The 15,945-nt window shown below is 52.3% G+C and carries 12 protein-coding genes; 6 read left to right on the forward strand and 6 right to left on the reverse strand.

Translation table 11 applies throughout. The annotated features are described in order from the left end of the window. The first annotated feature begins 71 nt into the window (after positions 1–71). Both ACO0LG_RS03155 and ACO0LG_RS03160 read left to right on the forward strand, forming a co-directional pair. Positions 72–1,916 carry a DUF885 domain-containing protein gene (locus ACO0LG_RS03155; protein WP_423023192.1) on the forward strand — a complete coding sequence of 615 codons (1,845 nt, stop codon included), beginning with the start codon at positions 72–74 and terminating at the stop codon, positions 1,914–1,916. A 228-nt stretch (positions 1,917–2,144) separates the two neighbouring features. Beyond that, complete coding sequence (locus tag ACO0LG_RS03160; RefSeq protein ID WP_423023194.1) at positions 2,145–3,029, forward strand: HDOD domain-containing protein; 885 nt, start codon at positions 2,145–2,147, stop codon at positions 3,027–3,029. 104 nt (positions 3,030–3,133) lie between these two features. Here ACO0LG_RS03160 and ACO0LG_RS03165 read toward each other — a convergent pair whose 3' ends face one another. From ACO0LG_RS03165 to prpB, 6 genes are all read right to left on the reverse strand, one after another. Continuing rightward, on the reverse strand, positions 3,134–5,074 hold the full coding sequence (locus ACO0LG_RS03165) for a propionate--CoA ligase (RefSeq protein ID WP_423023196.1): 1,941 nt from the start codon (positions 5,072–5,074) through the stop codon (positions 3,134–3,136). A gap of 292 nt (positions 5,075–5,366) precedes the next feature. Beyond that, positions 5,367–6,551, reverse strand: a complete 1,185-nt coding sequence (gene prpF / locus ACO0LG_RS03170; protein ID WP_423023198.1) for a 2-methylaconitate cis-trans isomerase PrpF — start codon at positions 6,549–6,551, stop codon at positions 5,367–5,369. 76 nt (positions 6,552–6,627) lie between these two features. Then, positions 6,628–9,222: a Fe/S-dependent 2-methylisocitrate dehydratase AcnD gene (gene acnD, locus ACO0LG_RS03175; RefSeq protein WP_423023200.1), complete on the reverse strand. Its 2,595-nt coding sequence runs from the start codon at positions 9,220–9,222 to the stop codon at positions 6,628–6,630. Positions 9,223–9,286: 64 nt separating this feature from the next. Continuing rightward, positions 9,287–9,760, reverse strand: a complete 474-nt coding sequence (locus tag ACO0LG_RS03180) for a GNAT family N-acetyltransferase (protein ID WP_423023202.1) — start codon at positions 9,758–9,760, stop codon at positions 9,287–9,289. 34 nt (positions 9,761–9,794) lie between these two features. Further along, positions 9,795–10,943 carry a bifunctional 2-methylcitrate synthase/citrate synthase gene (gene prpC, locus ACO0LG_RS03185; RefSeq protein ID WP_423023204.1) on the reverse strand — a complete coding sequence of 383 codons (1,149 nt, stop codon included), beginning with the start codon at positions 10,941–10,943 and terminating at the stop codon, positions 9,795–9,797. A gap of 86 nt (positions 10,944–11,029) precedes the next feature. Then, positions 11,030–11,920, reverse strand: coding sequence for a methylisocitrate lyase (gene prpB, locus ACO0LG_RS03190; RefSeq protein ID WP_423023206.1), 891 nt, complete (start codon positions 11,918–11,920; stop codon positions 11,030–11,032). Positions 11,921–12,137: 217 nt separating this feature from the next. Here prpB and prpR point away from each other — a divergent pair, with 217 nt between their 5' ends. The 4 genes from prpR (at position 12,138) to ACO0LG_RS03210 (ending at position 15,881) form a co-directional block, all read left to right on the forward strand. Beyond that, a complete protein-coding gene (gene prpR / locus ACO0LG_RS03195) occupies positions 12,138–13,769 on the forward strand; it encodes a propionate catabolism operon regulatory protein PrpR (RefSeq protein ID WP_423023208.1) in 1,632 nt (543 codons plus the stop codon). Between the two features lie 116 nt (positions 13,770–13,885). Beyond that, entirely contained in the window at positions 13,886–14,251 is a 366-nt protein-coding gene (locus tag ACO0LG_RS03200) for a response regulator transcription factor (protein ID WP_423023210.1), read from the forward strand. Then, entirely contained in the window at positions 14,248–14,859 is a 612-nt protein-coding gene (locus ACO0LG_RS03205) for a chemotaxis protein CheC (protein ID WP_423023212.1), read from the forward strand. Before ACO0LG_RS03200 ends, ACO0LG_RS03205 begins: the two co-directional genes overlap by 4 nt. Next, positions 14,859–15,881 carry a diguanylate cyclase gene (locus ACO0LG_RS03210; protein WP_423023214.1) on the forward strand — a complete coding sequence of 341 codons (1,023 nt, stop codon included), beginning with the start codon at positions 14,859–14,861 and terminating at the stop codon, positions 15,879–15,881. Before ACO0LG_RS03205 ends, ACO0LG_RS03210 begins: the two co-directional genes overlap by 1 nt. Positions 15,882–15,945: the final 64 nt, after the last annotated feature.

The raw sequence follows: 15,945 nt of genomic DNA on the forward strand, positions 1-15,945 counted from the left end.
TTAACAAACTAATGCCCACACAGTGGTATGCTTGCAAACTATTTTATTTTAATATTCTTTGGGAAACTCTTATGCTCAAGTTGCGCTTCATATCCAGCGTTCTTATTTCTGTTGGCGTGATCAGTTGTGCCAACGTCATGGCATTCAATGACGCCGTCACGACAAAAAATAGGCATGCTACGGTTGCGCAATCCGTACAGCAAGAAGGGAATCGCCTGAGCCAGCAACTGAACAAGCTGGCCGACGAATACTATGAAAAACAAACTGCTTTTGACCCCATAGGTGCCACTTATAACGGCGATACCCGTTATGACGACAAACTACCCATGACACTCTCAGCACCTGTCAGGGCAAAACAGATCGCCATGTGGAAGGATGTCGCCAATAAATTGACACATGTCAAGCGCGATCAATTATCAGCAAGCGATACAGTTACCTACGACTGCCTGGATTACGAACTCAAAGCCAGCCTGGAAATAGCCAGGTTTGACGGACACCTGTTACCCATCAATCAGATGGACAGCCTGCCCGTCACTCTCGCACATTTTGCCTCTGGCCAAAGCGCACAACCCTTGAAGACGGTCAAGCAATACGAAGTCTTTTTACACCGTCTGGGGCAATTGCCTGTATGGATAAACCAGGCCACCGCTAACATGCGCGAAGGCATGAAACGCGGCATCGTCCTGCCCAAGGCACTGGTTAATTCTGCCCTGCCCCAATTCGTACAACTGGTGACCGACAAGGCCGAAGATCATGCCTACTTTGCACCGGTCAAAAACTTCCCCGACAGTTTCAGTGCGGCAGACAAACAACGCCTGAGCAAGCAATACAAGCAGGTATTAACAGCAAAAGTCTTACCTGCCTTGCGCCAGTTCAATCAATTCCTGTCGCAAGATTATCTGGCTGCCAGCCGTGGCAGCAGCGGCTTTGGTGCCTTGCCAGGTGGTGATGCCTGGTATCGCGCACTGGTGCGCGACCAGACCACCACCAACCTGGACCCAGACGCTATCCACGCCTTAGGCTTGAAAGAAGTTGCGCGCATACAAAGTGAATTTGTCGCCCTGGGGCCTAAACTGGGTTATAGCGGCGATCCGGTGGGCCTGCCAGCCTGGATAGATACGCAAAATCAGTATCGCCCGTATAAAACAGAGGCCGAGGTGCTGGATGGCTATCGTCAGATAGAAAAAATGGTCAAGGCCAAGCTGCCAGAACTGTTTAACAAAATGCCCAAGGCTGCGCTGGATATCCGTGCCGAACCAGAAATCAGTCGCCAGACCGCGTCTGACCATTACACCCAGCCAGCCTTTGATGGTTCACGCCCCGGTGTATTCTGGGCAGTCATCAATAATCCGGCAGACTACAGCACGACAGGCATGAAAACCCTGTATCTGCATGAAGGCCAGCCAGGACATCATTTCCATTTAGCAACATCGCAGGAGCTGGATATACCCAAGTTCCGTAAATTCGGCGGCAATAATGCCTATACCGAGGGCTGGGCCTTGTATGCTGAAACCCTGGGCAAGGAAATGGGCCTGTTCGAAAATGACCCCAGTGCCTATCTCGGCCACCTGACAGATGAACTCTTGCGTGCCACCCGACTGGTCGTTGATACTGGTTTGCATTCCAAGGGCTGGACGCGTGAACAGGCCATCCAATACCAGCAGGCCACGCTGGGTTACAGCGAAGCTGCCTCACGCCAGGCTACAGAGCGTTATATGGCATGGCCAGGCCAAGCCTTGGGTTATAAGATAGGCTCACTGAAAATCGCCGAACTCAGGCAAAAAGCCAGCACAGCTTTGGGCAAGCGCTTTGACCTGCGCCAGTTCCATGATGTAATACTCAGCGATGGCACCCTGCCGCTGGCTTTATTGGAAGCCAAAGTCAACAGGTGGATAGACAGCCAAAAGACAAATTGAGCAAGTTTGGATTTATTTTCTATCGCTTGATTGACCTGCAACACTATCTGAAGCAGAATGAAATATCAGACTCATTCTGCAAACTCATTTTCAAACTTATTTTCAAGCATAAGCAATAAATCGAATACAGCACCGGGCTTGTTAATCAATAAACAAGCCCGGTGCTGACCGGCCGGGTGTAACTTGCACCTGTCATATGTTTGTTTAACTTGTGCAAAAGACATAGCGATGAATAAAATCGATGCGCTCAACAGCATAGCTGAACAAGCCAAACGGGGAGAGCTGGTTTTCCCGACGAATGTGGCGGCTTCCATTAAACTGCAGCAGACGCTGGATGATCCGGATTGCAGTATTGATACGGCAACCAAACTGGTCTTGAACGAACCCTTCCTGGCGGCCCGCATGGTCGCCATTGCCAATTCTGCCGCCTACAACCGTGGCAGTGATGTCACCAATGTCAAGGCAGCCATCAGCCGGCTCGGCTTCCGCACCCTGCGTGCGGTGGTTGCTTCGCTGGTGGTGCGCCAACTGGCGGGCACCAGCAAGAACAAGCAATTGCAGGCCATGACGAATAAGCTGTGGGAGCATACAGCCCAGGTAGCAGCGCTGTCCCGCGTCATTGCCAGGCGCATCACCAAACTGGACCCGGACACAGCCATGTTTGCCGGCATCGTGCATGAAGTAGGTAATTTTTACCTGCTGTCCCGTGTCGATGAGTTCCCTTCTCTCATAGAGCGGGATGAACCAGCACCAGATTCAAGCCCGGATGACCTGCCCTCTTTCCTCGACACCATTATAGATCGCGAATCATCCGAGTCACAGATAGGTGCCGCCGTGATCAAGAGTCTGATGCTGCCGCAGCAGGTGGTAGAAGCAGTAGAAGCCCTGTGGTTCGGGCTGCGCGCCATGCCGCCAGAAACCCTGGGGGATACGCTTTTACTGGCGAACGAACTGGCAACCACGCATTCACCCATGGATATCCATTCCTATGCCGAGGTGTCTGAACAGTATTCTTCAGAAATTGACTTTGTCGTCGGTGACGGTACGCTCAACAGCATACTGGAAGAGTCAGAAGAAGAAGTCCAAACCCTGGCTGCGGCGCTGCAACTCTGAGTTTTCTTAGTACTGTGTACAGATTCTGCGTACAACAAATCAAGGGAGCATATGCTCCCTTGATTTTTTCAAAACATGCTTTTCAATGCGTAACTTTCAAACGTTCAGGCCTTCAGTGCCGCCTGGATTTGCTGCAAGGAAGACGGGTCTTCTATCGTTGTCAAGTCACCGGCTTCACGTCCTTCACAGATCGCCTGTATGGAACGGCGCAGCAATTTACCGGAACGGGTTTTCGGCAACATGCTGACAAAATGCACGCGTGACGGCCTGGCGACCGCGCCCAATTGCCTGTCAACTACCGCCATCACCTCGCCTTCCAGCGCCCGCTTCTGCTCCGGCGTTTCTGTCAGTTCAGGATTTTTGAGTATGGCAAACGCGACTGCGACCTGCCCCTTTAGCTTGTCTTCAACTCCTACGACAGCGACTTCAGAAATTTGCGGGTGGCTGGAAATGCTTTCTTCTATCTCCCGCGTACCCAGACGATGTCCGGCGACATTGATAACGTCATCGGTGCGGCCGAGGATAAAGTAATAGCCATCCGCATCCCTGATACCCCAGTCAAAGGTTGAATACAATTGCTCATGAGAGAAATTGGACCAGTAGGTATTCACAAAGCGCTGGTCGTCGCCATACACGGTCTGCATACAACCTGGTGGCAACGGCCCCTTGATAGCAACCACGCCTTTTTCATTCGCTGCGCACTCAGCCCCCGTGTTTTCATTGATGATGCGCACGTCATAGCCATACATGGCAATACCCGGACTGCCGAGACGGGTAGCAGTCTGCTCCACGCCACGGGCCACGGTCAGGATGGGCCAACCAGTTTCCGTCTGCCAGTAATTATCGATGATGGATACGCCCAGTTCACTGGCGATCCAACTGGAGGTGGTTTCATCGAGCGGCTCGCCTGCCAGGTACAGGGCTTTGAGTGAGGACAAATCATATTTGCGCATCAGCTCGGACGGATGCTTTTTCAAGACCCGCACGGCTGTCGGAGCCGAGAACATGCGCGTGACCTTGTATTTTTCGACGATGCTCCACCAGATGCCTGCATCCGGGCGTATCGGCGTGCCTTCATACATGATGGTCGCCATGCCGGCAATCAGCGGGCCATAGACAATATAAGAATGCCCCACCACCCAGCCTATGTCTGAAGTCGCAAAATAGGTTTCACCCGGCAAGCCGCAAAAAATATGTTTCATCGATGAAGCCAGTGCCACCGCATAACCACCGACATCACGCTGCACACCTTTGGGTTTGCCAGTCGTGCCTGAAGTGTACAAGACATAGGACATGGCATTCGATTCCAGCCATGTCACAGGCACTTGTGCACCCAGATGCTGCGCTCTTGCCGTCGCATAATCAACATCCCTTCCTGCCACCAGTTGCATGGCATCGAGGCCGCGATCTACCAGCAAGACATGCGCGGGCTTGTGTTGAGCCAGTGCGATGGCTTCGTCCAGCAATGGCTTGTATGGCACAGCCTTGCCACCACGCATACCCGCATCAGCCGACACTACCAGAACTGGTTTGGCATCATCTATGCGCGTGCCCAGGCTTTTTGAGGCAAAGCCGCCAAATACGACAGAATGCACGGCACCTATACGGGCACAGGCGAGCATGGCAAAGGCGGCTTCAGCGATCATGGGCATGTAGATCAATACCATGTCGCCCTGCCTGACACCCAGACTCAGCATGATCGCCGCCATGCGCTGTACTTCTGCATGCAATTCGGCAAAACTATAGGTTTTTTCCGTATTGGTTTCAGTAGAAATGGCGATCAGCGCAGGCTGGTCTGCCTGACTAGCCAGCCACCGATCAACAGCGTTATGGCAGAGATTGGTTTCACCACCGACATACCATTTCGCAAACGGCGGCTTGCTGTCATCAAGTACTTGCTCATAAGGCTTGTGCCAGTCTATCAATTGCGCTTCTTTGGCCCAGAACCCGTGCGGGTCTTGTATGGATTCCTGATAAAACGCTGCGTAAGTCATGCTGTCTCCTGGTTTTTCGCAAAATGTTATTACCTGCCGCGGCTGTGCCATCAGCTTATTTTTATTCTTGAACAACGGCGCTGGCGCGTGACCCTGCCTGCCCCTTGCGGCGCATAAAACTATTACAATTCAACATCTAATTTTTTAAATAGGGCTTGCCCAAAATTGTCCCAATAAGGGTATCCCTTTTAGTACACATCCCTTGCAAGGAATGTTCGTTACGCCGGCAGACAACGTATTGTCTGAAACCCCGACTGCACCGCAGCGACGAAGACAGTACTTTGGTACAAGGTCTTTACCAAATGCGGAAACTGCAACGCATTGGGGCGGTTTTGCCCAGGTCCTAATTTGGCGGGATGCGTACCCAGCCTTCCATGAGCACGCGAGCGCTACGGCTCATGATGGCCTTGGTGACCCTCCATTCGCCGTTGACCTGCGTTGCCTCTGCTCCCACCCGCAAAGTGCCGGATGGGTGGCCAAAACGCACGGCAGTGCGTGCGCCCCCGCCAGCAGCCAGGTTCACCAGTGTGCCTGGTACGGCTGCCGCAGTACCGATGGCCACTGCTGCTGTACCCATCATCGCGTGGTGCAGCTTGCCCATCGACAAAGCGCGTACCAGCAAGTCGATGTCCGCTACCTGGACTTGCTTGCCGCTGGATGAAGTGTAGTCAGCAGCCTTGGCAACAAAAGCTACCTTGGGGGTATGCTGGCGCTGTGCCGCTTCAGAGATATCCTTGATCAGGCCCATGCGCAATGCGCCATGCGCACGTATGGTTTCAAACATGGCCAGCGCTTTGGCATCGCCATTGATGGCATCCTGCAATTCCGTACCGTTATAACCTATCGCTTCTGCATTGATAAAAATGGTGGGAATACCGGCGTTGATCATGGTCGCTTTGAGCCTACCCACACCTGGCACGTCAAGATCATCGACCAGATTACCGGTCGGGAACATGGAACCGCCTGCGCCCTCTTCATCTGCTGCCGGGTCCATGAATTCAAGCTGGATTTCTGCTGCCGGAAAGGTCACGCCATCCAGCTCAAAATCACCCGTCTCTTGCACTGCTCCGTCAGTCACTGGTACGTGGGCAATGATGGTCTTGCTGATATTCGCCTGCCAGACACGGATGGTGGCGATGCCGTTTCGCGGCACACGTTCAGCATCGACCAGCCCGGCACTGATGGCAAAGGCACCGACAGCGGCTGACAGGTTGCCGCAATTGCCGCTCCAGTCTACAAAAGCTTTATCTATAGCCACCTGGCCAAACAGGTAATCAACATCATGATCCGGTTTGCTGCTTTTGGACAGGATGACGGTTTTGCTGGTACTGGAAGTCGCGCCGCCCATGCCATCGATCTGTTTGCCATACGGGTCGGGACTGCCGATCACGCGCAACAACAAGGCATCGCGTGCCGCGCCAGGCTGTTGGGCATCTTCGGGCAAATCCTGCCAGCGGAAAAACACGCCCTTGCTGGTGCCACCGCGCATATACGTCGCCGGGATTTTGATCTGTGGGAAATGGGCCATGTATTTACTCTTTAAAATTTGAATCATATGCAGCACTACGCAATCAAGAGCAGCGCTTACAACAGCATCAGTAAAATTATGCAGCCTTGACAGACTCCAGGAAGTCTTGCGCAAAGCGCTGCAAGACACCACCAGCTTCATAAATCGACACTTCTTCTGCCGTATCGAGGCGGCACATTACAGGCACGGCCACTGATTCACCATTCTTGCGGTTGACGATCAGCGTCAGGGTTGCGCGCGGCATGCGATCCCCGATGACATCAAAGGTTTCTGTGCCGTCGATGTTCAGCGTCAGGCGGTTCACACCCGGCAAGAATTCCAGCGGCAAAACACCCATGCCAACCAGATTGGTGCGATGTATGCGCTCGAAACCTTCAGCAACAATCACCTCCACACCCGCCAGGCGCACGCCCTTGGCTGCCCAGTCTCGCGAAGAACCCTGGCCGTAATCAGCACCGGCAATCACAATCAGGGGCTGCTTGCGTTCCATATAGGTTTCTATGGCTTCCCACATGCGGGTGATCTGGCCTTCTGGCTCTATGCGGGCCAGCGAACCTGCCTTGACCTTGCCATCCACCACGACCATTTCATTCTTCAAGGTCGGGTTGGCAAAGGTGGCACGTTGCGCTGTCAAATGATCGCCACGGTGAGTCGCATAAGAATTGAAATCTTCTTCTGGCAAACCCATCTTGGCGAGGTATTCACCAGCGGCACTGTCGAGCATGATGGCGTTCGATGGTGACAGATGATCAGTCGTGATGTTGTCACCCAATACTGCCAGCGCACGCATGCCCTTCATGTTGCGGGCACCTGCCAGTGCGCCTTCCCAATACGGCGGGCGGCGGATATACGTAGTCTGTGGACGCCAGTCATACAGGGGGCTGACTTTTTCACCATCATCTGCCTGTTTGGCAAACATGGGGATATACACTTTACGAAATTGTTCAGGCTTGACGCTGGCAGCCACTACGGCATCAATTTCTGCATCTGTTGGCCACAGGTCTTTCAGTGTTACCGGTTTGCCTTCTGCATCCAGCCCCAGCACATCTTTTTCAATATCAAAACGTATCGTACCAGCGATGGCATACGCGACGACCAGCGGTGGCGAAGCCAGGAAGGCTTGTTGCGCATATGGGTGAATACGTCCATCAAAATTGCGGTTACCCGACAATACTGCTGTCGCATATAGCTCACGGTCTATGATTTCTTTCTGGATGACTGGGTCGAGCGCACCCGACATGCCATTGCAGGATGTGCAGGCATAGGCCACCACACCAAAGCCCAGTTGCTCGAGTTCTGGCATCAAATTAGCTTCTTCCAGGTACAGGGTCACGGCCTTGGAGCCAGGTGCCAGCGAGCTCTTGACCCAGGGCTTGCGAGTCAGGCCCAGCTTGTTGGCATTGCGTGCCAGCAAACCAGCAGCCACCATATTGCGTGGATTATTGGTATTGGTGCAACTGGTAATCGCAGCAATGATGACCGCGCCGTCCGGCATCAGGCCAGGCTCGTTTTCTACCGTACCACTGATGCCGCGTGCTGCCAGCTCAGACGTTGGCACACGCTTGTGCGGGTTAGACGGGCCAGCGATATTGCGGACAACAGAAGACAGATCAAACTTCAGCACGCGTTCATATTCTGCATTCTTCAGAGTATCTGCCCACAGGCCCGTTTCCTTGGCATAGGTTTCTACCAGCTTGACGAGCTCATCATCACGGCCTGTGAGTTTCAGGTATTTGATGGTTTGCTCATCGATGTAGAACATCGCCGCAGTGGAACCAAATTCAGGTGCCATGTTGGAAATGGTGGCACGGTCACCCAGGGTCAGGTGGGATGCACCTTCGCCATAAAATTCCAGATAAGACGACACGACTTTTTGATTACGCAAGAATTCTGTCAATGCCAATACCGTATCGGTTGCAGTGATACCTTCTTGCGGCTTGCCTGTCAGTTCTACGCCGATGATGTCTGGTAAACGCATCCAGGATGCGCGACCGAGCATGACGCTTTCTGCTTCCAGGCCACCGACACCAATTGCGATTACACCCAATGCATCCACCATGGGTGTATGGCTGTCTGTACCAACCAGAGTATCTGGATAAGCCACGCCATCAGTCACTTGCACCACTGGTGACATGCGCTCCAGATTGATCTGGTGCAGGATGCCATTGCCGGGCGGGATGACATCGACATTCTTGAATGCCTTCTTGGTCCAGTTGATGAAGTCAAACCTGTCTTCATTGCGCCTGTCTTCAATGGCGCGGTTCTTGTTGAAAGCGTCAGGATCAAAACCACCGCACTCAACCGCCAGTGAATGATCAACCACCAGTTGCGTAGGCACGACTGGGTTGACCAGCGCCGGGTCACCACCCTGCAGGGCTATCGCATCGCGCAAACCAGCCAGATCGACCAATGCAGTCTGGCCGAGGATGTCATGGCAAACCACACGCGCCGGGAACCACGGAAAATCCAGGTCGCGTTTGCGTTCTATGAACTGACGCAGCGAATCAGTCAGCGTAGCCGGGTCGCAGCGGCGCACCAGGTTTTCTGCCAGTACGCGTGAGGTGTAGGGCAACTTGTCATAAGCCCCGGCCACGATGGCATCTACTGCTTCACGCGTATCAAAATAATCCAGAGTAGTGCCGGGTAGTGGCTTGCGAAATTGAGTATTCATGGCTTGCTATTTTTTTAATATTAGTATTCGATATTCAAGGCAGTGCAGAACAACTCAGAACAATTTAGAGTTGCAACTTGAAGCCTTCATGTGATGCTGTGAAGCCCATACTTCCATAAAACCTGTGCGCCTGTATGCGTTTTTTGTCACTGGTCAGTTGTATCAGTTGGCAACCACGTTCGCGCGCCAGTTGTATGGCCTTCTCTATAAACCAGTGGCCTATCCCCTGGCCACGCAGGTAGCCATCAACCCGCACGCTTTCTATCATCGCGCGGGTAGCGCCTTTCCTGCTCAGGCCAGGGATGAAAGTCACCTGCTGCATGGCGATGATGCGGCCATCCAGATCGGCCACCATCAAAAACTGATTGTCGTCGGCTGTTATACGCTCAAAGGCTTCGGCGTAACATGCCTCCTCCGAACCAACACCTTCACGATTCTTACCCAGGTCATCATCGGCGATGAGTTCCAGCAGGCGCGGCAAATCCTGCCTCACAGCGCGTCTGGTGCTGAGTCTGCACAGGTCTGCCTGCACTTTCATATTGCAACCTCTGGTTTGCTTAGTATGGGTTAACTTACTTGCGTTTATTCAAAGGAACAAACTTCAGATCTTCAGGACCCACATAATTGGCGCTAGGACGAATGATCTTGTTATCGATACGCTGTTCTATGATGTGTGCCGCCCAGCCTGAGGTACGCGCAATCACGAACAAGGGCGTGAACATGGCTGTTGGCACGCCCATCATGTGATAGGACACGGCAGAGAACCAGTCCAGGTTAGGGAACATTTTCTTGATATCCCACATCACGGTTTCCAGACGTTCGGCGATATCAAACATCTTCATGGTGCCTGCTTCTTTAGACAAGTTGCGCGACACTTCCTTGATGACCTTGTTGCGTGGATCAGAGATGGTATAAACAGGGTGGCCGAAGCCGATCACGACTTCCTTGTTTTCTACACGCTTCTTGATATCGGCTTCTGCTTCATCAGGATTGTCGTAACGCTTCTGGATTTCAAACGCGACCTCATTCGCGCCACCATGCTTAGGACCGCGCAAGGCACCAATCGCGCCGGTGATGGCGGAATACATGTCAGAGCCTGTGCCCGCGATGACGCGGCCAGTAAAGGTGGAGGCATTGAACTCATGCTCTGCATACAGAATCAACGACGTATGCATGGCTTTTTCCCAGGATGCGCTTGGTTTTTCACCATGCAACAGGTGCAGGAAATGACCACCTATGGAATCATCATCGGTTTCAGTTTCTATGCGTTTGCCATTATGACTGTAGTGGTACCAGTACAGCAGCATGGAGCCCAGCGAAGCCATCAGGCGGTCGGCGATATCGCGCGCACCAGGGTGATTGTGATCATCCTTTTCTGGCAATACGCAACCCAGCGTCGATACACCGGTACGCATAACGTCCATAGGGTGGGATGATGCTGGCAAGCATTCCAGCGCTGCCTTGACACTTGCCGGCAAGCCACGCAAAGCATTCAGCTTGGTCTTGTAGGCTTGCAATTCTGCGACGGTAGGCAATTTGCCATGCACGAGCAAATGGGCAATTTCTTCAAACTCGCAGGCGTCGGCCACGTCCAGGATATCGTAGCCACGGTAATGCAGGTCATTACCGGTTTTGCCTACGGTACACAGGGCGGTATTGCCAGCAGTGACGCCAGACAGGGCAACCGATTTCTTGGGTTTGAAAGGAACTGCTTCAGTCATGATTATTTCTCCATTGATACATTAGAAGTGCTATTCCCGTTTGCCAGCTTGATGCAGCACAAGAACGGGAACGCCATATATTTTTATTACTTGGATTTTTGCTGCGCGAACAGCGCATCCAGCTTTTGCTCAAAGTCGTGGTAATTGATGCGCTCATACAATTCCATACGGGTTTGCATGGTATCGACCACATTCTTTTGCGTGCCGTCACGGCGTATCGCACCATAGACGTTTTCTGCTGCCTTGTTCATGGCGCGGAAAGCGGACAATGGGTACAACACCAGACCCACATCCACTGCTGCCAATTCTTCGACCGAGAACAGGGGTGTCGCACCAAACTCAGTGATATTTGCCAGGATAGGTACTTTGACGGCATTGGCGAATTGCTTGTACATCGCCAGTTCAGTGATTGCTTCCGGGAAGATCATGTCGGCGCCAGCCTCTACACATGCCAGGGCACGGTCTATCGCAGCTTCCAGACCTTCAACTGCCAGCGCATCGGTACGTGCCATGATGACGAAGTTGTCGTCAGTTCGGGCATCGACTGCAGCTTTCACGCGGTCTACCATTTCCTGTTTACTGACGATTTCCTTGCCAGGACGATGGCCACACCGCTTGGCACCTACCTGATCTTCAATATGGATGGCAGCAGCGCCAAACTTGATCATGGATTTGACAGTACGTGCCACATTGAAGGCAGACGAACCAAAACCAGTATCCACATCCACCAGCAAAGGCAGGTCGCAGACATCGGTGATACGGCGTACGTCAGTCAATACGTCATCGAGATTGGAAATACCCAGGTCAGGCAAGCCCAGGGAACCAGCAGCAACGCCGCCGCCAGAAAGGTAGATCGCCTTGAAACCGGCACGTTTTGCCAGCAAGGCATGGTTGGCATTGATTGCACCGACGACTTGCAGCGGGGATTCTTCCTGCATCGCCTTACGGAAGGCGGCACCTGCGGAGTATGTACTCATTGTATGCTTTCAGGTTAATGAACAGATTCTAGGATGCATAGTGCAATCGGCGTGCCAGCGTGAATATGACAAAGGCATTTCTTTATCATCTTCATATAAATCAAACACTTATTTGCTTTGAGAGAAAAATAAAGGATGCGCACACCTTCATTTTTGTTTCATAATCATGTTTCACATTGAAATGTGAAACAATTATTCAGGCAAAAATGAAACAATAATGAAACATTCACCAGCAATACGCGACAATCAGGACAAGCCTGTCATCTGGACCGTGTCAATATCACGCCTGTTCGACATGTTCCGTGACATCATGGTTGAATATGATGTCAGCGCCGACATAGAACCCATACATATGGGCTTTGAAGAAGCCGCGCAATATCTTAAAGAACGCCTGCAAATTGAGCGATGCGATGCCGTCATCGCAGCGGGCTCGAATGGGGCGTATCTCAAGAACCGCCTGCCAGTCCCAGTCGTCATCGCCAAGGCAAGCGGCTTTGATGTCATGCAGGCGCTGGCCAGGGCGCGTAAGGTGTCACCCGCCATCGGTCTCATCAATTACCAGGAAACCATGCCTGAGCTGGCAGATTTCAAGACCACTTTTGGCTTCCCGCTGGAACAGCGCACCTATGTCACTGAAGAAGATGCCCGTGCCCAGATCAGTGAACTCAAGGCTGGTGGCATCAAGGTCATCGTCGGCGCTGGGTTGATTACCGACCTGGCGGAAGAAGCAGGCTTGACCGGCATTTTCATGTATTCCGCCACATCGATACGGCAAGCCTTTGATGATGCGCTGGAAATCGCCCGCCTGACACGACTGGAATCTGCCAGGGGACGGCATCACCCAGCCGCTGAATCTCTGCGCGCCAAACACAGCCTCAACGATTTGCGGGGAGACTCTGCCGCAATGCAAGAAACCCGCACATCTATCGCCCTGTTCGCCCGCTCCCCGGCAACGGTGTTGTTACAAGGTGAAACTGGTACTGGCAAGGAGCTGGCGGCCCAGTCCTTGCACAGGGAAAGCAAACGAGCCCGCCAACCCTTCGTCGCGGTGAATTGTGGAGCCATCGCTGAAAGCCTGCTGGAATCTGAATTATTTGGCTATGAAGAAGGCGCCTTTACAGGCTCAAAACGAGGTGGCCACGCCGGCTTGTTTGAAATAGCCCACAGAGGAACTGTCTTTCTCGATGAAATCGGTGAGATGCCTCTGACTTTGCAAACCCGTCTGTTGCGCGTACTGGAAGAGCGTGAGATCAATCGCGTAGGTAGCATGCGCCCCATACCCGTCGATGTACGCATCATCAGCGCCACTCACTGCGACCTGGAAGGCCGGGTAAAAGAAGGAAAGTTTCGTGCTGACCTGTATTTCCGCCTTGCCGTACTGCGCCTGCATTTACCAACGCTGAGAGAGCGTCCCGATGACTTGCTACCCCTGGCTGAATGGTGTCTCAAGCATGCACTGGCTGCGATGGGCGTCAGGCCGCACGCCAATCTGCATGCAGAAATAGCCAGTTGCAGCAAACTGCTGCAGAGCTATGACTGGCCAGGAAATGTAAGAGAATTACGCAATCTTATGGAACGCCTGGCCCTGTTCCTGGTGGCAGAACCCCTGCAAGCCCTTAGCCCTGGTTTTGTGGCAAAAATCTTGCCTGAATTGCCTATGCATGGGCACCCGGCAGGAATAGGAAACACCACAAACACGACAAACACGGCAACTGACACTGGCGATCTGGCTGCGCCAGAGTCTCTGGCGCGGATCATGGAAAAGTTTAATCACAACCGTGAAGCGGCGGCAGACTACCTGGGTATCAGCAGGACGACTTTGTGGCGGCGTTTGAAGCAAAAAGCGTAATCATTTGAAACATTAATTGATCATCTGGAGGGCGAATTTTGTGTCGCTCTAAGGTAGAATGAATTTGCGCTGCCACTCATGACCTTTGGGTGCACTTACCTTGCATAAAAAATATTATGAAAAAACTACTAATTGTTGACGATAGCAAAGTTTCCCGCATGGTGATCCGTGCGCACGTCAAAGCAGTGCATCCGGACTGGGAATTTTTTGAAGTTGGCAGTGGCGAAGAAGCCATCAAGTCAGTTATAGAAAACAAACCAGACTTTTGCACCATGGACATCAATATGCCCGGCATGCTGGGCACTGATGCCGCAGAGCAAATTTTGCAGCAGCATCCTGAAGTGCGCATCGCAATTTTTTCAGCGAATGTGCAGGACACGATGCAAAACAGGGCCACTTCCATAGGTACCATTTTTGTCGCCAAGCCGGTAACTGAAAAATCCATCACTATCGTCCTCAATTATTTCGCGAGCGGCAAATGAATTCTCTGACCGAACTTCATCTCGATGCATTAAGCGAGGTCTTCAATGTCGGTGCTGGCAGGGCTGCTGCCAGCCTCAGCGACATTGTCGGTGACGAAGTTCGCCTGTCGGTTCCTTCGGTTGAAATACGCAAATCGTCTGAGATCGATGTTTCATCCATGGGGCTGCAAAGTGATCGCTTTGGAGCCGTGCACCAGACCTTCAGCGGTTCTTTTGAGGCGGAAGCCATATTGCTGTTCACCGAAGAACACGCCCTGGAAATAGTACGTGACATGATGGGTTCGCAAATCAGCCTGGAGGACCTTGCCGAATTTGAACAGGAAGCCATGTGCGAGCTGGGCAATATCATCCTCAATGCCTGCCTGTCTGCAATGGCAGATATGTTGAACATCCCGCTGAATTGCTCTTTGCCAGATTACTCTGTGGCAAGTACTGAAGAAATTTTCCGCCGAGTCAGCAATGATCTTGAGCAGCCTTATGTGCTGCTACTGCACATAGACCTGGCGATAGAAAGACGACATTCCGAAGGTCATTTAATTTTCCTGCTGAGTTCCACCTCCTTGACAGATTTGGTGATGCAACTTGATCGCTTCCTGGGAGCAGTTTAATGGCACAGTTGATGCCCCCCTCCGCCTACAGAGTAGATGAAATTTTAAATACCATCAGCCTTGGCCTGATTGTGCTTGACGCCAACCAGTCCGTGCTGTTGTGGAACGGCTGGGTAGAAAGATATAGCGGCATCCCGGCCTGCGAGGTCATAGGCAAGCAGATTTCAGAAGCTTTTGAAGAGTTGCCTAGCCGGGCCATCCTGAGTGCGATTACCAATACCCTGAGCTATGGCTTGCCTGTAGTCTTGTCCAATGCCTTGCACCGCTCGCCCCTGCCCCTGTTCCAGCGCAGCGAACAGGATATGGAAAAAAAACGTATCGACCAGTCCATCACCATTACCCCTATAGCAGCAGAGGATGGCGTGCGCCAATGCCTGATCCAGATCAGCGACTCAACCACGTCCATCAAACGTGAAAAAATCCTGCGCACCCACTCTGAAGCATTGAAGCGTGAAGCGACTACCGACAGCCTGACCGGCATCTACAACCGCCGCTTCTTTGATGAACACTACAAGATGGCCGTGGGTCATGCGGTCCGCCACAATGTTCCGCTAACAGTCTTCATGGTCGATATTGATTATTTCAAAGAATACAACGACAACTATGGCCACGTTGCCGGAGACAAGGCCTTGATACAGGTTGCCGCGGCCTTGCGCAAGCAATTGCTCAGGGCAACGGATGTACTGGCGCGTTTCGGAGGTGAAGAATTCATCCTGATGTTGCCCAATATGGCGCCTGACTCTGCCATGTTGTTTGCAGAAAAACTGCGTACTGCAGTCTGGGACTTGAACATACCGCATTTTAAATCCCATATCAGCCAGCAAATCAGTGTCAGCATAGGCTTTAGTAATTACCACAAACATCCTGATGTAGATGCCAATGCCTTGCTCAAATGCGCCGACGCTGCACTCTACGAAGCCAAGAAAGCTGGCCGCAATCAAAGTCATTATTTACCCTTGCAGCAATTCGGTAATCAAACAGCAGCACCCGCTGGTACTTTACATCAATCCATCGGTCATTAATATTTGTCCTTAATCTGTCATTAAATACAGGACTGCTGATGCAGCCCTGCCATAGATTGCCCAC

The sequence above is a fragment of the Undibacterium sp. Ji42W genome, from assembly GCF_049340405.1.
GTDB lineage: Bacteria > Pseudomonadota > Gammaproteobacteria > Burkholderiales > Burkholderiaceae_D > Undibacterium.